This window comes from Thiorhodococcus minor (assembly GCF_010820565.1).
In the GTDB taxonomy this organism is placed as follows: domain Bacteria; phylum Pseudomonadota; class Gammaproteobacteria; order Chromatiales; family Chromatiaceae; genus Thiorhodococcus; species Thiorhodococcus minor.
In genome coordinates this window covers 1-21284 of record NZ_JAAIJQ010000089.1, presented here as the reverse complement: position 1 = coordinate 21284, position 21284 = coordinate 1, and the positions used below count along the sequence as shown (strand labels likewise).

Here is a 21284-nt window from a genome sequence, read left to right as displayed (position 1 = left end):
GGGAAGTAGACATGGCTCAATCCCTCGCCAGACTCGTAGAGGGCCATCCCAAGCGGCAGCCGGACCAGCTCCAGGTGTCTGCACAGGTGCTGGTACTCGCTCTCGGGCAGGACGTCGAGCAGATGATTTTGCCGCGGAGATGCGGGAGTGGGCGCAATGGTCACGAGTCGCTTCGCCAATGGGCTACCGTGGACGAGGGGCCAGCCTTTCGCCGCCACCCGCACAAAGGCTACCTCCGTACGATAGCGCACATACCTCAGGGCCGTGCTGGTTTTCTCGTATGCCGCGTCAACCCAAGAGCTGCTCATAGATCGCCTCCGCCGTGCCATAGCAGTCGCAGGCGGCGGCCCTTAGACCCGTGCGGTCGAGAATGGTCACATCTCCGCGCCGATAGCGGATCAGCTCGCCTTGCTGCAGCGCCGTCGCCGCCTTGGTGACGCCCACGCGGCGCACCCCAAGCATCGCGGCCAGGGTCTCATGGGTGACATGGAAGTGGTCCGAATGTGCACGATCCTGGGACATCAGCAGCCAGCGGGCGAGGCGCGCCTCCACGACGTGGAAGCGCGCACAGGCGACCATCTGCGCGCCCTGGCTCATCAGCACGGACAGATAGCGGTCGAGCGTCCGATGCAAGGCAGCGCTCTGGCGAAGCGCGTCGCCAAGCCCTTCGGCCGTCATGCGCCACGCCGGGCCCGCTCCCTGAACCAGGGCGCGCAGTCGGGTGACCTCAACTCCCAGGACGAGTGGTGTCCCGACCATACCCTCGTTGCCAACCAGCCAGACCTCCAGGCCTGGGTGATCATCGGGAGGCGTTATCAGAGAGACAAGGCTTCCGGCGGGGAAATAGACGTCGCGAATGCGCTCGCCGGGCTCGCCGATCACTTCGCCGACCTGAAGCTCGACGGACTCGCACCGCGTCAGGATCGCCAACCGGTCGGTCTCGGGCAGTGCGGCCAGGAGGCGATTGACGAAGCGGTTGGGGCTATTTGCAGACGGCACGGCGTTCTCCTCGTTCTTGAGCGTCGGATACGACCACCAAGCGCCGGGCGGTGCTCCGAACGTCTCGAACGCCGCGGGATGCGCCCCGAGCGGTAATCACTACCTGGAAATGACCATCCAGTCAGTGCGCTGGCGGACATAGCGCGCATTCGCGGCGACCGTCTCCCCCCACCGTCGTGCGATGACGGGTGGCGCAGCCCTGATCCGACAAGGCATGCCTGTGTTCGGTAGCGAACAGACACCGGATAAGACTTGGCACAGCCTGTCTTCAACCTGCATTTCGGAGCGCCTACGGCGCACCCCCGGATCCTGAGGCCTCACGGAAGACGCGACATTCGATCTCGGGCGTCGGTCTCCGGGCATGGGGGCTGGATCGGACATCGCCCAGACTCGGAGACCCCGCACTTGATTCCAAGCACGATGGCCCTGCGTGAGATCTGGCTCGAGCTGAGGACGCGGCTGCATCCCGCCCGCTTGACCAACCGCGCTATCGAGGATGAGCCGCCGCTACGCTCGGAGCTCTTCAGCGCGGTGCAGATGGAGCAGCACGGCAAGGTGCTCGCGGCGTCGCATGTCTTGATGTCCAAGCATCCGCCGGATCGCCTGCTCGGGCGTCTGAACGCCAACGAGAAGGTCCTGGTCGGCGTCAGTCGGCTGCTCATGGGCGCGGTGACGGAGAGCCGGCGGATCGCCCCGGCCGGGGAATGGCTGCTCGACAACTTCTACCTGATCGAGGAGCAGATCCGCACCGCCAGGCGCCATCTGCCCAAGGGCTACAGCCGGGAGCTTCCCCGTCTGCGCGATGGTCCCTCGGCCGCCTTGCCCCGGGTCTACGACCTGGCGCTGGAGATCATTGCCCACGGCGATGGCCGGGTCGATCCGGAGAACCTCACCCGTTTCGTCGCCGCCTATCAGAGCGTGACGGTGCTGCAACTGGGCGAGCTGTGGGCCATCCCCATCATGCTGCGCCTGGCGCTGATCGAGAATCTCCGCCGGGTTGCCGCCCGCGTCGTGACCAGTCGCATCCATCAGAGCCTCGCCGACGACTGGGCCGACCGCATGTTGGCCATGGCCGAGCGCGACCCGAAGAGCCTGATCCTGGTGATCGCGGACATGGCCCGGTCGAGCCCGCCGATGTCGAGCGCCTTCGTCGCCGAGCTGGCGCGCCGGCTGCAGGGACAGAGCGCCGCCCTGGCCTTGCCGCTGACCTGGATCGAGCAGCAGCTCGCGGAGCTCGGGCTAACGATCGAGCGGTTGGTGCGGGCGGAGAACCAGCAGCAGGCCGCCGATCAGGTCTCCATCGGCAATAGCATCGGCAGCCTCCGCTCCCTCGGGGCGATGGACTGGCGCGAGCTGGTGGAGAGCATGAGCCTGGTCGAGCGCACCCTGCAGGAGGATCCGGGCGGGCTCTATGGCCGGATGGATTTCGCCACCCGTGATCGCTACCGGCACGTCGTGGAGCGAATCGCGAGGCACGGGCGGCTCTCCGAGACCGAGGTCGCGCGCGAAGCGATCGGGATCGCGCAGGCGCGCGCGGCGCTCCAGCACGAGGGCTCGGGCCAGACCCAGGCCGACACCGATGCGCGTGCGGCGCATGTGGGCTATTACCTGGTCGATCGCGGACGGCCCCAGCTCGAGCGTGCGGCGGGGGGGCGACGCTATCGCCTGGAGTCGCTGCTAGGCCAGGGCCACCGCTCCCCATTGGTGCTCTATCTCGGCGGGATCCTGCTGCTCACGGCGGGCCTTTCCTGGGGCTTGCTGGCGCAGGCCGAGGGTGCGCCGCGCTGGCTGCTTCCGCTCCTGTCCATCCTGGCAGTGCTCGGCACCAGTCAACTGGCCGTCGCGCTGCTGAACTGGCTGGCCAGCCTGCTGGTGGCGCCCCATCCGCTGCCCCGTCTGGACTTCTCTGCCGGTATCCCTCCGGAGGCGCGTACCCTGGTGGTGACGCCGACCCTGCTCGGTAGCGCGCAGGGGGTCGAGGCCCTGCTCGAGGCGCTGGAAGTGCGCTTCCTGGCCAATCGCGACGAGCATCTGCACTTCGGTCTCCTGACCGATTTTCGCGATGCGCCCACGCAGTCGCAGCCGGGCGACGCGGCACTGGCCCAGTTGGCCGCGCAGGGTGTCGCGGCCCTGAACGCCAAGTACCCGCGTGCGAGCGGCGACACCTTCTTCCTGTTCCATCGGCCGCGTCGCTGGAATCCGCGGGAAGGGGTCTGGATGGGGTACGAGCGCAAGCGCGGCAAGCTCTCGGACCTCAATGCCCTGCTACGCGGCGTCGATGACACGCGACTCCCGAATGCCTCGTCCCCGGATGGACAGACCCCGCACGCCGGAGGACGCTTCTCGCTGATCGTCGGCGAGACGCCGATCCTCGCGAGCGTGCGCTATGTCATCACCCTGGACACGGATACCCAGCTCCCGCGCGACGCCGCCCATGAGCTGGTCGGCGCCATGGAGCACCCGCTGAATCGGGCGCGCTTCGACGCCGAGCTGGGACGCGTCGGCGAGGGCTACGGCATCCTGCAGCCGCGCGTGTCCGCGAGCCTGCCCGGGGCGAGCCGCTCGCGGTTCGCGCGTCTGCATGGGCAGGACGCCGGCATCGATCCCTATACCCGGGCCGTCTCGGACCTGTATCAGGACTGGCTCCAGGAAGGCTCCTTCATCGGCAAGGGGATCTATGCCGTCGATGCCTTCGAGCAGGCGCTCGACGATCACTTGCCCGAGAACCGCATCCTCAGTCACGACCTGCTCGAGGGGTGCTACGCGCGCTCTGGGCTGCTGAGCGATGTGCAGCTCTACGAGGACTATCCGGTCTGCTACAGCGCGGATGTCAGCCGGCGCCACCGCTGGATCCGGGGAGACTGGCAGATCGCCCAGTGGCTGCTGCCGCGCGTCCCGGGTCGCGACGGGCAGCCGCGCCGCAATCCGCTCTCGGCCCTGTCGCGCTGGAAGCTGGCCGATAACCTGCGCCGCAGCCTGGTCCCGGCGGCCCTGACCGCGCTACTGGTGCTGGGTCTGGCATTCCTGGACGAGCCCGGCCTCTGGACCCTGGCGGTGCTGGGCATCGTTTTGGTCCCGGCGCTGTTGACCGCGCTGTTGAGCGGGCTGCGCAAGCCCGGCGACCTGCGTTGGCGGGCGCACCTGAGCGCGGTGCTCCGTGCCGCCGGCCATGGGCTGAGTCAGGCCGTCTTCACGCTCGTCTGCCTTCCCTATGAGGCCTATTTCAGCCTGGATGCCATGGCTCGCACCCTCTGGCGGATGGGGGTCAGCCGGTGCCGCCTGCTCGAATGGACCTCCTCGGGCGATCTGGAGCGCCGAGGCCAGGGGCTCGCCGCCTTCTATCGGACCATGTGGATCGCCCCGGCCATCGCCCTCATCACGGGCGCGGGCTTGGCGGCGCGCGCGCCGGCCACGCTCCTCGTCGCCACGCCGATCCTCCTGCCCTGGCTGGCCGCGCCCCTCGTCGCCTGGTGGATGAGCCGCCCGCTCGAACGCCGCGAAGCCCACCTGACGGCCGATCAGACCGGGTTTCTCCGCACCGTCGCGCGCAAGACCTGGGCCTTCTTCGAGACCTTCGTCGGCGCGGACGACCATTGGCTGCCGCCGGACAATGTCCAGGAGCATCCGACGGCCGTGGTGGCACATCGCACCTCGCCGACCAACATGGGGCTCTCATTGCTGGCGAATCTGGCCGCCTATGACTTCGGCTATCTGCCGGCCGGCGCGCTCATGGCCCGCACCGGCGCCGCGCTGGACACCATGGCCGGTCTGGAGCGTCATCGCGGCCACTTCTTCAACTGGTACGACACCCAGTCGCTGGCGCCGCTCGCGCCCCACTACATCTCCTCGGTGGACAGCGGCAACCTCGCGGGCCATCTGTCGACCCTGCAGCCCGGCCTGCTCGCGCTGATCGACGCCCCGATCCTCAACCCGCGCTGGCTGGACGGTCTCGACGATACCCTGAAGGCCCTGGAGGGCGCGGTCGAGGCCGGTTCCGAGTTGGGACGCGGGGCCGTTCTACCGGCCCCACTCGAGCGCTTCCGGCGGACGTTGGCGTCGGCCGTCCAGTCGCCGCCGACCAGTCTGAGCGCGGTCCGCGACTGTCTCCATGCCCTGACGACCCAGGCGGAGAAGGCCGCGCAGGGGGCGAATTCAGCGCACGCGGATGAGGTGGCGGCCTGGTCGCTGCGCCTGGCCCGCCAATGCCGCGCCACGCTGGATGAGCTTCTGTTCCTCGCGCCCTGGCTCGCGGAGACCGCCAGGGCGGAAGGGCCTCAAGCCGTCCCCGACGCGGGTCCGCAACCGGGTCTTTCACTGACGTTGCGCCAAGTGTCCGGGCTCGAGGTCGGTGCCGTCGGCGATCCGGGTCGCCACGCCCGTGAGCGGATCGCCACGCTCGAGCATCTGGCGCACACCGCCGGCGATCTGGCCCGCATGGACTACGACTTCCTGTTCGACGAGGCGCAGACGCTGCTCGCCATCGGCTACGACGTCACCGAGCGGCGACGCGATGGCAGCAACTACGATCTGCTGGCCTCCGAGGCACGTCTGGGCTGCTTCGTCGCCATCGCTCAGGGGCAATTGCCGCAGGAGAGCTGGTTCGCCCTGGGGCGCCTGCTGACCCGCGCCGCCGGCGACGCGACGCTCCTGTCCTGGAGCGGCTCGATGTTCGAGTATCTGATGCCGCTGCTGGTGATGCCGACCTACGACAACACCCTGCTCGACCAGACCTATCGCACCGCGGTGGCCAGACAGATCGCCTACGGCAAGGAGCGCGGTGTGCCCTGGGGCGTCTCGGAATCCGGCTACAACGGGGTCGATGCGCAGCTCAACTACCAGTACCGCGCCTTCGGCGTGCCCGGTCTGGGGCTCAAGCGCTGGCTGGCGGAAGATCTGGTCGTCGCCCCCTATGCCTCGGCGCTCGCACTCATGGTGGCGCCCGAGGCGGCCTGCCTGAACCTCCAGCGGCTCGCCGCCAACGGGCTGACGGGGCGCTACGGCTTCTACGAGGCGGTCGACTATACGCCCTCCCGGCTCCCGCGCGGACAGGCGAGCGCCGTGATCCGCTCCTTCATGGCCCATCACCAGGGCATGACCTTCCTGTCGCTGGCCTATCTGCTGCTCGACCGCCCGATGCAGCGGCGCTTCGCCGCGTCTCCGTCGTTTCAGGCCACCGCCCTGCTGCTCCAGGAGCGCATCCCCAAGACCACGGCCTTCTATTCGGACACCCACGGCGAGATCACCAGCGAGCGCGCGAGCGCCGGCGCTCTGGAGGCGCCGATCCGCGTCCTCGGCAGCCCCGACACCCCGCACCCCGAGGTACAGCTGCTGTCGAACGGGCGCTACCATGTGATGGTCACCCATGCCGGCGGTGGCTACAGCCGCTGGAACGACCTCGCCGTCACCCGCTGGCGCGAGGACAGCACGCGCGATGCCTGGGGCACCTTCTGCTACTTGCGCGACCTGGAGAGCGGCGCCGTCTGGTCGAGCGCCTACCAGCCGACCCTGACGACGCCGGATCACTTCGAGGCGATCTTCTCCGAGGGCCGGGCGGAGTTTCGCCGCCGCGATCACGCGATCGAGTCCTACACCGAGATCGTGGTCTCGCCGGAGGACGACCTGGAGCTGCGCCGGCTGCGGCTCACCAACCGCTCCCGCGCCCGCCGGGTCATCGAGGTCACCAGCTACACCGAGGTCGTGCTCGCCGCGGCGGCCGCCGACACCCTGCATCCGGCCTTCAGCAACCTCTTCGTGCAGACCGAGATCCTCCACCCTCGGCCGGCGATCCTCTGCACCCGCCGGCCGCGCTCGCGCGACGAGACCCCGCCCTGGATGTTCCATGTGATGGTGGTGCGAGGGGACGTGGATTCTGGTCGGGATAGCCGCGAGGCGTCTGCGCTGGGCTCGATGGGTTTCGCTACGCTCGACCCATCCTACGAAACGGATCGAATGCGGTTCATCGGACGCGACCGCACCCTGGCGGCGCCCGAGGCCCTGGACGAGGCCGGGCCACTCTCGGGCAGCGCGGGCTCGGTGCTGGACCCCATGGTCGCGATCCGCCGGCGCATCGTCCTGGAGGCCGATCAGACCGCCACCATCGACCTCATCTACGGCATCGGCGAGACCCGCGAGGGCGCCCTGGGCCTGGTCGAGAAGTACCAGGACGAGCGCCTCGCCAATCGCGTCTTCGACCTGGCCTGGACCCACAGCCAGGTGGTGCTGCGCCAGATCAACGCGACCCCGGCCGACGTGCAGCTCTACGGGCGTCTGGCCAGCTCGATCCTCTACACCAACGCCTCGCTGCGCGCCGAGCCCGGCGTGCTCGCGCAGAACCGCCGCGGCCAGTCCGGACTCTGGAGTCACGCGGTCTCCGGCGATGTCCCCATCGTGCTCTGCCAGATCGGCGACCGCGCCAACATCGCCCTGGTCCATCAGCTCGTCCAGGCCCATGCCTATTGGCGCCTCAAGGGACTCACCGTGGACCTGGTGATCTGGAACGAGGATCGCGCCGGCTACCGCCAACAGCTCCAGGAGCAGATCCTGGGCCTGATCGCCGCGGGCGCCGAGGCGCATGTGGTGGATCGGCCCGGCGGCATCTTCATCCGGCCGGCCGACCAGATCTCGGACGAGGACCGCATCCTCTTCCAGACCGTGGCCCGCGCCATCCTCAGCGACAGCCGCGGCACGCTGGCGGAGCAGATCAACCGACAGGGCCCGCGGCCGAAGCACGCGCCGCCCCTGACGCTCAGCCGCGATCCGGTGCGCGAGCCCCAGCACGCCGCCCAGCCACGCCCGGCGCTGCGCTTCGACAACGGCCTGGGGGGCTTCTCCGCCGATGGGCGCGAATACGTCATCACCCTCGCGCCAGGCCAGACGACGCCCGCGCCCTGGGTCAACGTCCTGGCGAATCCGCACTTCGGGACGGTCGTCTCCGCGGGCGGCGGCGCCTACACCTGGAGCGAGAACGCCCATGAATTCCGGCTCACGCCCTGGCACAACGACCCGGTGGGCGATGTGCACGGCGAGGCCTTCTATCTGCGCGACGAGGCGAGCGGCCAGGTCTGGTCGCCCACCCCGCTGCCCGCCCGCGGCGCGACGCCCTATGTCAGCCGGCACGGCTTCGGTTACAGCGTCTTCGAGCACAGCGAAGCCGGCATCGCCTCGGAGCTGTGGGTCTACGTCGCCCTGGACGCCCCCGTGAAGTATTGGGTGTTGAAGCTGCGCAATCTGTCGGATCGACCGCGCCGGCTGTCCGCGACCGGCTATGTCGAGTGGGCCCTCGGGGACCTGCGGCCCAAGTCGGCGCTGCATGTCGTCACCGAGATCGACCCGGCGAGCGGCGCGCTCTTCGCCCGCAATCCCTACAACAGCGAGTTTGCCGATCGGCTGGCCTTCTTCGACGTGGACGACCCGTCACGCACCCTGACTGGCGACCGCACCGAATTCATCGGGCGCAACGGGACCTTGAGTCGTCCGGCCGCGCTGACGCGCGCGTGGCTGTCCGGACGGGTCGGACCGGCGCTGGATGCCTGCGGCGCGCTTCAGGTGGGCATCGAGCTGGACCCGGGGCAAGCGCAGGAGAGCGTCTTCCGGCTCGGCGTGGTCGGCCGCCGCGGCGCGGACGAGGCCAGCAACCTGGTGCATCGTTGCCGCGGTGCGGCCGCCGCCCAGGCGACACTGGAGGCGGTGCAGGCCTATTGGACGCAGACGCTGGGCGCCGTGCAGGTGGAGACTCCCGACCCCTCGCTCGACCTCATCGCCAACGGCTGGCTGCTCTACCAGACTCTCGCCTGCCGCTTCTGGGGGCGCAGCGGCGACTACCAGTCCGGTGGCGCCTTCGGCTTCCGCGATCAGCTGCAGGACGCCATGGCGCTGATCCACGCCGAGCCGGCGCTCGTGCGCGAGCACCTGCTGCGCTGCGCGGGCCGTCAGTTCCGCGAAGGCGATGTCCAGCACTGGTGGCATCCACCCTCGGGCCGCGGCGTGCGCACTCGCTGCTCGGACGACTACCTCTGGCTGCCGCTGGCGACCTGCCGCTATGTCCTGGCCACGGGCGACACCGGCGTGCTCGACGAGACGGCCCCCTTCCTGGACGGCCGTCTGGTCAGCGGCGAGGACGACTCCTACTACGATCTGCCCAGCCTGTGCGACGAATCGGCGAGCCTCTACGACCATTGCGTGCGCGCCATCCTGCATGGGCTGCGCACGGGCGAGCGCGGCCTGCCGCTGATGGGCTCGGGCGACTGGAACGACGGCATGAATCTGGTGGGGATCAAGGGGCGGGGCGAGAGCATCTGGCTCGGCTTCTTCCTCTACCAGGTGCTGAGACGCTTCGCCGAGCTGGCCCGCCTGCGCGGCGATGCGCCATTCGTCGAGCGTTGCGAGCGCGAGGCGGAGCGCCTGCGCCAGAGCCTCGAGCAGCACGGCTGGGACGGGGCCTGGTACCGGCGCGCCTACTTCGACGACGGGACGCCGCTGGGGTCCGCGAGCGGCTCGGAGTGCCGGATCGACTCCATCGCCCAGAGCTGGTCGGTGCTGTCCGGGGCCGCCGATCCCGAGCGGGCGCGTCAGGCCATGGAGGCGCTGGACGCCCACCTGGTCCGGCGTGACGCCGGACTGATCCAACTCCTGGACCCGCCCTTCGACCAGTCGCCGCTCGACCCCGGCTACATCAAGGGCTATGTCCCCGGCGTGCGGGAGAACGGCGGGCAGTACACCCATGCCGCGATCTGGGCGGCGATGGCCTTTGCCGAGCTCGGCGACCGGACGCGCGCCTGGGGGCTCTTCGACATGATCAACCCCGTCAAGCATGGTCGCACGCCCGAGGACATCGCGACCTACAAGGTCGAGCCCTATGTGATCGCGGCCGATGTCTATGGCGTCGCTCCGCATATCGGGCGCGGCGGCTGGAGCTGGTATACCGGCTCCGCGGGCTGGATGTATCGACTCATCCTGGAATCCCTCCTGGGGCTGCGCCTGGACGTGGATCGGCTGCATATCGCCCCCTGTCTACCGACGCATTGGGACGGAATCAGGATTCACTACCGCTATCGAGAGACGCGCTATCACATCTGGGCTGCGCAAGCCCGCCCGGTCGCGGGGACCGGGAGTGGGTTGATGCGCCTGACGCTGGATGGCGTCGAGCTGGAGGAGCAAGCGATCCGGCTGGTCGACGATCGACGCGAGCATCAGGTCCAGGTCACGCTGACTGGATAGGCGGTCGGACGCCTGGCTGGCCGATGGTCCGCCGTTCGGCCGCGGTCACGGTTGATGGAGACTGGAACGAAAGGAGTCGCTTGGAGGTGAGAGCGGCTGAGCCGCCGACGTGGAGAGGCTGGCGTCGTTCGGAGCCGGGCGGACGACGCAGACCCGAGCGGGTCTCCGTCCGCCGATCAGGCTAGACCGCCTTTGACGGTTCCGAGCAAGGTCTTGGATTCCTGCTTGTCTTTCTTGGCATTGCGCTTTTCTTTCAGCGTCAGGCCGGGTTTCTTTTTCGCTTCTTTGTTGCTCTTTCGTTCTTTGGTCATGGGTGATCCCTATTCGTTTGAGCCTTGCGCTTGAAGTCTCGGCGTCGGCGGTCCACTGCGCGGGTCGATCGGCCTCGATCATTCCTTCGTCCAAGTGCGCGGTCAGTGCGCGCTCCTCCTCAACCTCAACCGAGCGGGCGAACCGATGATCGACGCCGCCGATCCACCACCCGAGCTGACGACCCGGCCGGTGAGCGGCGCGGTCCTCTACTTGGCCACCGGGTCCGCCTCCTTGTTGGAGCTGAAATCGAAGAGCGCGTAGGCCGGGCAGAACCGGAGATAGGCGGTGCCGAGCAGCACGGCGCCGATCAGCCCGCCGACCCAGTGACTGCCGAGAAAGGTGCTGACGATCAGGACGGCGCCGGCAATGGCGCGGATCAGGCGATCGGTGTTGCCGATGTTGTGCTTGGTGAGATCGAAATGCATAGGAAGTGCTCCAGTGGGTGACGACAGATCTAGTCTTGGCGCCGGATCACAATGGATGTGCCCGTCTTTCTGCAATCTATGCCGAGCGGCCCCCGCCTTCAGTGCGCTAGCGAACTTAAGGAGATGCTGATCGAGTGCCGTCCTGGCATTCACACAGCTCGGGCCATCCCAAGCCGGAACGGAAGGCGCAATCGATCGGCGTTCCTTCAGCGGTTTTCGAGGACGCTCATGCCGAGTGAGACAGATCCCTTCTCCATGCCCAATGTACGCTGACGCACAGACGCGAGCCCGGCACCAGCGGTAAAGATCGTCGTGACGTCGAAGTATCCCGGCAGGCGCAGCAACGCCGACCGCGACGGCGAGCGGTCCGCGATCCTGGTCGCCCCCGAAGCACTTCTCAGGAGAGCGTCGGGGAGCGCCCCTGTCGTTGCTGGGCCTTGGAGGCGCGAGCTCCGGGAGCGGCCCCCATTCACACCAAAGAGCATTCAATGATCGATACGCGACTCACCCCTGTCCTGCCCCGTTTTCCCCTGCTTGGTCTAGCGCTTCTCGTCGCCATTCCGGACCCCGCATTCGCTCAGGCGCCTTCCGTTGGGATTCCCGAGCACGCAAGTGCCAAACGCTATGGCGGCGGATGGGAGTGTGATCGCGGCTATCGCGAGACCGAAGGTGCCTGCATCGCTGTGGTGGTGCCCGCTCACGCCTTTGCCACCGAGGGGGGCTACGGAACCGGTTGGCAGTGCAAGTGGGGATATCAAGAGATCGACAAGAGGTGCGTCGCCATCGAGGTTCCGCCGAACGCCTACCTCAGCTCCTCCCGGAGTCCGACCTGGACATGCGCTCGAGGATATCGCGCGGACAAAGGCGCCTGCGTGGCGATCAAGGTCCCTTCGCACGGCTACCTGACGGATGCGACTTACGGACCTGGCTGGACATGCGAGCGCGGCTTCCGAGCGAGCGAAGACGCCTGCGTCCCCATCCAAGTGCCGACGAACGGCTACTTGACCGAGGCCCGCTACGGCCCGGGCTGGGCCTGCGATCGAGGATATCGAGCGACCAGAGAGGCCTGCGTTGCGCTGGAGGTACCGGAGAACGCGCACCTCGACTATTCGGGAAACGACTGGGACTGCAACGAGCCTTACCGCAAGCGAGGCGGCACCTGTGCCCTGATGTGAGGTCCTAGGGCTCTGGAAGTCCTTGCGCGCCCGCAAGCCCTGGTCGTGTCGAATCGCGGTCGACGGCAAGAGGCCCATTCCCACCGGAGCGACGCGCGCATCTGCCAACGAGTGAGATGCATCTTCCCGCCGACCATTGACCGCTACTCACCCAAACCGATCGGATAACTGCAATCATGCTCGTGACACTCCGCCAGCTCATGCATCGGATCGGTCTCGCGGCGACCTTGAGCGATGCCTTGGCCATGGCGGTCAAAGAGGCGCGAAAAGCCGTCTCTGTCGATGCCTGCGCCCTCTATCTCAAGGATCCGCAAGCCGATGCCTATGTGCTGGCTGCATCGGACGGACTGGCTCGGCCAGACGACGAGCGGAGCCAGCGGCTCGCCTGTCGCGTCGGTGCGCGGCGGGAGCTGATCTTCGACCTGGAGGCCAAGGCGTCGTCCGCGCCTGGCGCTGCCGAGGGTCCCCCCGAGGCGCCCGGCGGCAGCCTTGTCGGCACTCCGCTGATCCATTATCGGACCGTCCTGGGCGTTCTGACTGCCAGTAAGCCGCCAGGCCAGGCGTACGCCGGAGACGAAATCACCTTTCTCGTCAGTCTCGGGGCCCAGTTGGCCAAGCGCGTCCACGACGAAGCCGCTGTCGGCGGCATCGGTCGACTGCTGCGCGGCGAGGGAGGCGCCGACCCCTACATTCAGGGCGTCTCGGCGGCCTCTGGCTTGGCGATCGGCATCGCGGTTCCCGCCGAAGCGCAACCGCGGCTCGAATCGGTCCCCGATCGCGTCGCTGTGGATCCCGACGCCGAGGCGGCCGCCTTCACCAGCGCGGTCGCGGCCGCTCGCGAAGAGCTGCGAGCCGCTGGCGAGCGTCTGGCCGGGACCGTGCCGGATGCGGTCAGGGCCTTGTTCGACGTTCAGGTGATGCTGTTGGGCGGTGACAACCTGGTCTCGGATACCCTCGCGGGCATCCGATCCGGGAATTGGGCGCCGGGCGCCTGGCGCGCGACCATCGCCCGTCATGCACAGGTGTTCGAGGAGATGGACGACCCCTATCTGCGCGAGCGCGCCGCCGACGTGCGCGAGATCGGTCAGCATGTCCTCCTGCACCTGGAGTCGCGCGTGCGGGCCGCACGCAGCGGGGCAGAGCGCTGCATCCTGGTCGGCGAGACCCTCGGCTTGGTGGAGATCGCCGCCGTGCCCGCGCCCTGTCTGGCCGGAATCGTCAGTCTGCGCGGCTCGCCACTCTCGCATATGGCGGTCCTGGCGCGTGCGCTCGGGATCCCGGCAGTCGTCAGCCTGGCGACCCTGCATCCCGGCCGGTTGGACGGTCGCGAGCTGGCGGTCGACGGCGATGAGGGCCGTGTCTACGTCGAGCCATCACCGCAACGCATCGAGACCCTCCAAGGGCGTCTGGATCGGTCCCACGCCCGCGCCGCCCAGCTCCGCAGGCTGTGCGACCGACCGGCGCAGACCCTCGACGGCGTTCGCCTGCCGCTTTACGGCAACATCGGGCTCCCCTCCGAAGGTCCGGCGGCGCGGCAGAGCGGCGCCGAGGGCATTGGGCTCTACCGCACGGAATACCGCTTTCTGCTCAGCGAGATCCTGCCGGTCGAGGAGGTCCAGCTGCGCGACTATCGTGAGGTGCTGGAGACCTTCGCGCCGCTGCCGGTGACCTTGCGCACCCTCGACGTGGGCGGCGACAAGATGCTCTCGTACTTTCCGGTGCAGGAGGACAACCCCTTTCTTGGCTGTCGCGGCATCCGCTTCTCGCTGGATCAGCCGGAGCTCTTCCTGATCCAGTTGCGGGCCATGCTCCGAGCCAACGCGGATCTGGGCAATCTGCAGGTGCTGTTTCCCATGATTGGCACCGTCGACGAGCTGGACGAGGCGCTGCATCTGTTGGCGCGGGCCGGGCGGGAGCTCGCGGCGGAGGGGCTGGCGATGGCTCGACCCCGGGTGGGGGTGATGATCGAGGTGCCGGCGTCCGTCTTTCTGGTCGGCGCCATGGCCAAGCGCGTGGATGCCTTCTCGATCGGCACCAACGATCTGACCCAGTACCTGCTCGCCGTCGACCGCAACAACGTCCAGGTCGTCACCCCCTACGACGCGCTGCACCCGGCCGTGCTCGACGCCATCCGCCAGGTCATCGAGACGGCGCACCGCTTCGGCAAGCCCGTGAGCGTCTGCGGCGAGATGGCCGGTGATCCGGCGGGCGCGCTCCTGCTCTTGGGCCTGGGGGTGGACGGGCTCAGCATGAGCCCCGCGCTGCTGGGCGAGGTCAAGCGGGCGATCCGCTGCGTGGCCCGCGAACGGGCAAGGCAGCTCGCGGAGATGGCCTTGGGGATGGAGAGCGGATTCGCCATCCATCGGCTGCTGCATGGCGAGCTCGCCAGGAGCCAAGCCTGCTCTGGAGCCGATTGAGACTTCAGCGCAAGGCGCACAGCCCCGTCATGACGCTCGTCCTTCAGCCATCCGATCCTAACCCGCTGGGTTTTGACGCTGCGGACGATGCGGCCGACGACCCCTTCCTCGACCGAACCGCCGACACGGCCCTCATGGCACCTCGGCGTGCGATCGCCAAGGCGGCGGGCGACCTCGCGGACCGGGCGGCGCAGGCGTGTGGGCCAGGCGAGCCCCACCATTGTTATCGAGCGCCTTGCGCCAGGAATTGACGCATGCAGATTCGGCTCGGCTACGAATTGGCCTATACCTGCCCACAACGCACGCCCATGATCCTGACCCTGAACGTCCACTACAGCCGGGTCTCCGACCTGCTGGCTCCGGACCATATCCTGACCCAGCCCGCAGTCCCGGTGACCGCCTACCGCGACGGCTTCGGCAACTGGTGCAGCCGGCTCGTCGCGCCGCCGGGAGAGATCCGTATCGGCACGGACACCAGGATCCATGACGACGGTCTTCCGGATGCCGTCGACCCGACCGCGATCCAGAACGCGGTCGAGGACCTGCCGAGCGAGACGCTGGTCTACCTCCAAGGCAGCCGCTACTGCGAGACCGACCGACTCTCCGAAACGGCCTGGTCGCTGTTCGGGCAGACACCCCTCGGTTGGCCGCGCGTGCAGGCGATCAGCGACTTCGTGCATCAGCACATCGCCTTCGGCTACCAATACTCCCGCGCCACCAAGACTGCGCTGGAGGCATAACAGGAGCGCACGGGGGTCTGCCGCGACTTCACGCATCTCGCGATCGCCTTCTGCCGCTGCATGAACTTCCCAGCGCGCTACTGCACCGGGTATCTGGGCGACATCGGGGTCCCGCGCTCGCCGGACCCCATGGACTTCTCCGCCTGGCTCGAGGTGTACCTCGGCGGGCGCTGGCACACCTTGGATCCCCGCAACCGAATCCCCCGCATCGGGCGGGTGCTGATCGCCCAGGGACGCGACGCGGCCGATGTCCCGCTCAGCAACACCTTCGGTCCGGCCACGCTGACGGGCTTCCGGGTCTGGGCCGACGCACTGGGGACGCCCGGAGCATGACCGGCGCGGCCGGCTGGGGGAAATGGTCGCTGTCGGTGCCGGTGGGCGCTGGAGCGCCCCCGTTGCTCGACGCGGACGAGCCGCCGCCGTTCGAGATACTCAACCCCGAGGGCTCGGCCAGCCTCTTGCTGGTCTGCGACCACGCCTCCAACCGCCTGCCGCGGCGCCTCGCCGGCCTCGGGCTCACGGCCGAGCAGCTTCACCGGCACATCGCCTGGGATCCGGGCGCCGCGGCGGTCGCCCGCGGGCTGTCGGCACGGCTGGATGCGCCGCTCATCCTGAGCCGCTACTCGCGCCTGGCGATCGACCTCAATCGCCCGCTCGAGAGTCCCGAGCTCATCCCCGCGCGCAGCGACGGAGTCCCGATACCCGGCAAGGAGAGACTGAGCGCGATCGCGCGTGACGCGCGGATCGACGCCCTCTTCCTGCTTTATCACCACGCCATCGCCCAGTGGCTCGACAGGCACCCCGATCCCAAGTTGCGGCTGATCAGCGTGCACAGCTTCACCCCGATGCTCGCCGGACAGTCGCGCCCCTGGCCGGTCGGCTTGGCCTATGGACGCGACCCCAGGCTCGCGCGGCAGCTCCGTCCAGCCCTGGTTCGGCAGTTCGGTCGACTGGTCGGCGACAACCAGCCCTAGGGCATCGAAGACGCGTACGATTTCACCCTGCCGACGCACGCCGAGCGCCGCGGCATTCCCCACGTCATGATCGAGATCCGTCAAGACGAGTTCCAAGCTCCGCCGCAGATCGCTGCCTGGGTGGAGCGTCTGGCGCAGGCCTGCTCGCGCATTGCTGATGATTAGCCTGGGGAACCGCTCTCCCCGGGGAAGGCCCCGGTGCTTGAGACGCGAGGCTTACTCGTCACACAGCGCGAGGATCCCTCAAGCCTGGCAACAGTGTCGGAACGACGTCTGCGAGCGGTATGGGATGGAAGACGCAACGCGGACCGCGAACGACACCATGTCTTTCAAGGTCACATTTCGTGGCGGTCCCGGTGATCCGATGTCGCGTGCTTCAGCGCTCGCTCCCCGTCTGGCGTTGCGCGAGCAAGCGCGCGACGGAGACATGGGGTCTGCTCGGATCGTGCGTGCGCGCCGGCGCGTGCTTCTTGGGTCCGCGTGAATGCTTGCGAGACTTGCGCAGTTGGACCTGTTGCGCGCTGGCGAGCAGCCAGGCGGGCATGGCGGTGGGCGTGAAGGTATGAAAGATGGCCCATTCCTCGGGGGTGACCAGCGCCTCGAGGCTCTCGCCCACGCGCCCCATCTCGTTGACGAGGTAATCGCCGGAGACCTGGGTGTCGACGGTGTCGGCACCGTGCACCCGACGCAGCGCCGCCTTGACCACCGCCCAGGCGTTGTAGGCGACCACGGCCATGGCCAGTGCGAACAGCGCGGCCGGCGGATAGGCCAAGGTCTCGATCTCGCAGCGCAGCTCGGTGGTGAGATGCAAGAAGGCGGTTTCCAACGTCCAGCGCTCGCGATAGAGCGTGGCGACCAGCGCGGCGTCAGCTGCCGTCACGGGCAGTGTGGTGAGCAGATAGAGCGTCGTCTCTCCCTCGCGCGTTGGCGTGCTCAGCTCCAGACGGATGCGACGCAATTCCAGGCATTCTCCGCCGTCGGGGGCGGCGAGCGTCACACGCTGCTCACTGAGCTGGCAGTGCTCCGTGGTGGCCACCAGGCGCATCGCCTCGCAGGGCTGCGTCGGCAACTGCTGATGCTCACGCACCAGGACCGCGGCGTCGCGCTGATGCAGTTTCCAGATCCAGGAGGCGACACAGAAATTGCGATCGGCAATCCACAGATCGCCCGTTTCGATGGTGCTGTCGAGCTGTGCGAGCAAGGCGCGCTCTTGGGTGTCGGCATCGGCCTCGGCAATCAGCTGCGTGATCAGCCCCAGCGCCGGCTCGAGCACCGCCAGGGCCTTGCCCGGCAAGGGCGCGGCACTGCGCGCACGCGTCTCGGCGAGGCGGTGCTCGCGTGCCCCAAGGCATTGCCGTCGAGGATCTTGACGCGGTAGCCCTCCAGCAACGGCATGCGAGCGCCCTCGAGGGCGTCGATCACCGGCGTGACCTGCTCGGCGCTGTAGGCCACCAGGGCGGCCGACACCGCCGCCTCCAAGCCGTTGAGCTTCTCGTACACCGCCGTGATGGAGGCCGGGATCGCCTTGCGTGCCCCTTGATAGGCAGCATGCACCGAGGGCTGCTGACGCGTCACCACTTGCCGCATCAGCTCGAACAGCGTCGAGAACAACACCCGACGGGTGTATTGGTCTTGGGCAACCGTCTTGAACCAGGGGTCGAGCAGCTCCGGGCGGAAACTGCGCTCGAGCACCGCGCGGGCCATGGTCGGGATGGGAAAGTTCTCGGCGAAACGCTCCAACAGCGAGGTCAGCACAGCGATCAACGTCCGGTCGTTAACAAAGGGGCCGGACTATACAGCGCTTGGCTCCAGATGCCGAGGGCGGGTGCCGCAGCGATCGAGGTGTCCAGCCTGCCGGGATCGCCAGGCGAGCACTTTATGTGACCTTGAAAGCCATGGTCCAGCCGCCCCCAACCCACATCTGCCGAATGTCTGCTTTGTGGAAGCCGCAGCAGATGAGCTACCAGCATTGAGAGCTACGATTCTGCGACGGCGCCCGACCTCTCCAGGGAGAGCCCCAAGAGGCAGCAACATAGAGGAGCGACGGCGGTAAAGGAGTCAGGGAGCATTGGTTGAGTCGCGTCATGGCGCTGTGCAATGCGACAGGATTGGACGGTCAGCTGCTAGGAGATTCACGACGAGCCCGAGGGAGGCGCGCGCCGCTGTGAGGCACCGCTTCCACCGACCGAGCGGCGGGCTCGACTGAGGATCGAGATCGCATCTCGGCAGCTGTCTCGCTTACAGGCCGCGCGTCTTCCTCTATTCTCGCGTCTTCCTTTATTCTGCAGTCTGGGATGATGAGATCCCGCTGACCAAAAGGAAGCGTTTCAGCATGATCCAATCCGTCGCCCGCGCGGCGCTCACGCCTTCGGCCATCTTGCTCGTCCTGGCCAACATGGTCCCTCTTGTCGGCGTGCTCTTCTGGGACTGGAGCGTCTTTGTCGTTCTGCTGTTGTTCTGGATGGAGAACGTCGTGTACGGGGTGCTGAACATCCCGCGGATCCTGCTCAGCCAAGGCGGCGGTACCGAAGGGCCGGTCGCGCTGGTCGGCAAGCTCCTCGTCACGCTCGTCTTCTGCATTCACTACGGCATCTTCACCACAGTCCACGGCGTGTTCGTCGTGGTCATGTTCGGCGGCCCGTCCGACGACCTGACGGCGATCGGCCCCAGCCCGATGTGGCACGAGATCACGGCAAACCAGCTACAGTGGGTCATCGTTCCGCTGGTCGTCAGCCACGCCTTCTCCTTCCTCGAGAACTACATCGGCAAGGGCGAATACCGCACGACGACCCTCTCTCAGGCGATGAATGCGCCCTACAGCCGCGTCATCGCGCTCCACATCACCATCCTCTTCGGCGGCTTCCTGGTCATGTCCCTCGGGGACCCAGTGATCGGTGTCGTCCTGCTGGTCGTTCTCAAGACCATCATGGACCTGAGATCGCACATCGCCGCGCACCGCAGGTCGGGCGCAAGCCAAGAGCCTGCGCCTCAAGCCTGACGGCATCGACTCGACCGCCCGGCGGGGGGCGGACCAAAGCGCAAGGGGCCGATCGGCTGTCCTGCAGACACCGACAATGCACCACGAGTCAGCGAACCGTTCCTAGGCATAGGGCCGCGCCGGCAGCGGCCCCCCGCCACACTGTGCTAGCATCCTGCGCACCCGATGAGCGAGTGATTCGCTGTAGAATCGCGCCATTCTGCGACGCGCTTTTCGCGCTGCGTCTCGGGCTAGCTCAAGAAACCCTTTTTCAGAGAGGCTTTGGTCGAACGTGCGTTTGAAAGCCACCTTGTGTTGTATGGCGTTGTCGGGATTGCTGCTAACGGGCTGTGCCGGCACGCCAACCGGCGAGTCCCTCGGTCCCGAGTCGGGCTCGCCTCCATTGCCGGGCGATTTTGCCCGACTGCCGCAAACCACGCTGCCGGGCGCGACCGCGGATGAGGTCAAGCTGACGGCCATGGGTGCGGCGCTTAGCAAGGGGTGGCGCATCGTCAAGACAGGTCCCGGACGTCTGATCGCGCAGCGCGAGGTGGATGCGAGTCTGGTTGCCAGCAGTGGCTCCGGGCCGCTGCCGGGCGCGACGCTCGAAGTCACGTCCTTCTTCGTCCAGCAAGGCGGAAGCGTGGATGTCGCGACCAGGGCCGAGGTCGTTTCTCCCGCAGTCGCAGGCCAGCCGGCGCGGCGGATGGATGTCACTGAGACCTATCGCGACGCCTTGGAGCAATCACTGAGATCGCTGAGCGCGACCTGGGCAAGCAATCGCGCACGGATCGCACGTGCGACGCCGCCCGCCCAGGGCTGGCCAGATCCTTGGGCCGGCACACCTTACGCCCGTCCGCAAGGGGCTGAAGCATCTCCGGACACCAATCCAGCCCCCGAGGTCGCCAGCCCGCCGGCTGCCGAGCCCGCGGCCGTGTCCGCCGATATCGCGGAGCGCCCGCCCGAATACCCCCCGGAGCCCGAGAGCGTCGCGACCGAGCCCGCATGGCGCGCCGAGCCGACAGGCGCGGCGGCGCCAGCGAGCCCGGACGTTGCCGAGACATCGCTCTCAGCGGAGCGCGAGCGATCGGACACGCCCCCCTACCCAGAGCCCCGGCGGCGCCCGACCAGCCCTGCACCTGTCGTCGACGCCACGGGCGCGCTTGATACCAGCTACAGCTATGGATCCAGCGGTATCGCCGACGCCGCGCCACGTAACGACATGATGGCGCTGCCCCAGGGCCAGTCCAGCTCCGGGCGCGTCACTTGGGCCGCCTATGCGGAGCAGTATGCGCGTCAGCGCGGCTGTCAGGTCTCGCCTGCAGGGTCTCAGCTGATCGAGTCCCGTCAAGACGGGGAAGTCCATAAGGTCCCTTGCGAAGGAAGCGACAGCTTTCTCGTGAAATGCCAGAACGGAACCTGCCGCGGCCTCCTCTGAGGACGGGGGCGGGCCGCCCCCCGATGCGAGGCTCGGCGCATCTGCGCATCGCCGCGGTTCTCGCCCTCATCCTGCCCGCTTGGGCGCTCGCCGTCATGGCGCCCAGCATCATGCTGTTCGGCGCGCGACTGGACGAAGCACGTGCCTTCGCCGTGGACAATGCCGCAAGCCGCGGCTGGCGAATCCTCTCCGTCTCCTCGCGTAGCGCCGTCTTCGAGCAGATCCTCGCAGGCCATGACGAAGGAGGCAGTCTCATCGCCGAGCGCGTGCTGCGCATCTACGCCGACTTTGCGGAGGACGCGGATGGCGCCCGCGTGAGCCTGCGTGCCGAAGAGGTCGAGTGGCCGGGTGGCGAGGACGAATGGCGCACCGACGTGACCGGACGCTACTCGGATAATCTCTTGAGGGCGCTCGCATCACTGCGCGACAAATGGGATTCGCGCGGGCCTCGGCCCGGCCCCCCAGGGGGCCCGCCCCCCCGCAATGGGCGCTTTGCCCCCCAGTCGAGCCCGGGGGGGTGGCCCGCGGGGGGGGTAGGCCCCGGGGGTTTGGGGGGGGGTGGGCGCCGCTCCCACCAATGTCGGTGGATGTTTTCAGACAACCTCTAGAGC

At 68.0% G+C, this 21284-nt stretch carries 13 protein-coding genes and 1 pseudogene; 9 read left to right on the top strand and 5 right to left on the bottom strand.

What is annotated here, in order from left to right; all coding sequences use genetic code 11:
• Nucleotides 1-288 precede the first annotated feature (288 nt).
• Nucleotides 289-999, bottom strand: coding sequence for a helix-turn-helix domain-containing protein (locus G3446_RS21510; RefSeq protein ID WP_164455147.1), 711 nt, complete (start codon nt 997-999; stop codon nt 289-291).
• 420 nt (nt 1000-1419) lie between these two features.
• Here G3446_RS21510 and G3446_RS21505 point away from each other — a divergent pair, with 420 nt between their 5' ends.
• Nucleotides 1420-10215 (top strand): glycoside hydrolase family 94 protein, encoded by an 8796-nt coding sequence (locus G3446_RS21505; RefSeq protein ID WP_164455149.1) that lies wholly within the window; start codon nt 1420-1422, stop codon nt 10213-10215.
• Nucleotides 10216-10391: 176 nt separating this feature from the next.
• On the opposite strand, the gene G3446_RS28800 is transcribed toward G3446_RS21505, so the two are convergent.
• Together G3446_RS28800 and G3446_RS21500 are read right to left on the bottom strand one after the other, a co-directional pair.
• On the bottom strand, nt 10392-10526 hold the full coding sequence (locus tag G3446_RS28800; protein ID WP_280818870.1) for a hypothetical protein: 135 nt from the start codon (nt 10524-10526) through the stop codon (nt 10392-10394).
• Nucleotides 10527-10733: 207 nt separating this feature from the next.
• Nucleotides 10734-10952, bottom strand: a complete 219-nt coding sequence (locus G3446_RS21500) for a YgaP family membrane protein (protein WP_164455145.1) — start codon at nt 10950-10952, stop codon at nt 10734-10736.
• A gap of 488 nt (nt 10953-11440) precedes the next feature.
• Between G3446_RS21500 and G3446_RS21495 the strand changes: the two genes are divergently transcribed.
• The 5 genes and pseudogenes from G3446_RS21495 (at nt 11441) to G3446_RS21480 (ending at nt 16258) form a co-directional block, all read left to right on the top strand.
• Nucleotides 11441-12127 carry a hypothetical protein gene (locus tag G3446_RS21495; RefSeq protein WP_164455143.1) on the top strand — a complete coding sequence of 229 codons (687 nt, stop codon included), beginning with the start codon at nt 11441-11443 and terminating at the stop codon, nt 12125-12127.
• A 176-nt stretch (nt 12128-12303) separates the two neighbouring features.
• Complete coding sequence (ptsP, locus tag G3446_RS21490; protein ID WP_164455141.1) at nt 12304-14544, top strand: phosphoenolpyruvate--protein phosphotransferase; 2241 nt, start codon at nt 12304-12306, stop codon at nt 14542-14544.
• A 254-nt stretch (nt 14545-14798) separates the two neighbouring features.
• A complete protein-coding gene (locus tag G3446_RS28320; RefSeq protein WP_245232674.1) occupies nt 14799-15284 on the top strand; it encodes a transglutaminase-like domain-containing protein in 486 nt (161 codons plus the stop codon).
• Between the two features lie 15 nt (nt 15285-15299).
• A pseudogene (locus tag G3446_RS28315) lies at nt 15300-15617 on the top strand (transglutaminase-like domain-containing protein); the annotation flags it as partial.
• Nucleotides 15614-16258, top strand: a complete 645-nt coding sequence (locus G3446_RS21480) for an N-formylglutamate amidohydrolase (protein ID WP_245232672.1) — start codon at nt 15614-15616, stop codon at nt 16256-16258. The pseudogene G3446_RS28315 and the gene G3446_RS21480, both read left to right, overlap by 4 nt.
• A 376-nt stretch (nt 16259-16634) precedes the next feature.
• Here the strand turns inward: G3446_RS21480 and G3446_RS21475 are convergent, their stop codons facing one another.
• Together G3446_RS21475 and G3446_RS28310 are read right to left on the bottom strand one after the other, a co-directional pair.
• Nucleotides 16635-17552 (bottom strand): transposase, encoded by a 918-nt coding sequence (locus G3446_RS21475; RefSeq protein WP_245232671.1) that lies wholly within the window; start codon nt 17550-17552, stop codon nt 16635-16637.
• A complete protein-coding gene (locus tag G3446_RS28310) occupies nt 17507-18022 on the bottom strand; it encodes a hypothetical protein (RefSeq protein WP_245232670.1) in 516 nt (171 codons plus the stop codon). Before G3446_RS28310 ends, G3446_RS21475 begins: the two co-directional genes overlap by 46 nt.
• Before the next feature lie 568 nt (nt 18023-18590).
• Between G3446_RS28310 and G3446_RS21470 the strand changes: the two genes are divergently transcribed.
• The 3 genes from G3446_RS21470 (at nt 18591) to G3446_RS21460 (ending at nt 21281) form a co-directional block, all read left to right on the top strand.
• Nucleotides 18591-19256, top strand: coding sequence for a DUF6498-containing protein (locus G3446_RS21470; protein ID WP_164455139.1), 666 nt, complete (start codon nt 18591-18593; stop codon nt 19254-19256).
• Between the two features lie 313 nt (nt 19257-19569).
• Nucleotides 19570-20673: a hypothetical protein gene (locus tag G3446_RS21465; protein ID WP_164455137.1), complete on the top strand. Its 1104-nt coding sequence runs from the start codon at nt 19570-19572 to the stop codon at nt 20671-20673.
• Nucleotides 20674-20696: 23 nt separating this feature from the next.
• The gene (locus G3446_RS21460; RefSeq protein ID WP_164455136.1) at nt 20697-21281 is read left to right on the top strand and encodes a hypothetical protein; all 585 of its coding nucleotides are present in this window, start codon (nt 20697-20699) and stop codon (nt 21279-21281) included.
• Nucleotides 21282-21284 lie beyond the last annotated feature (3 nt).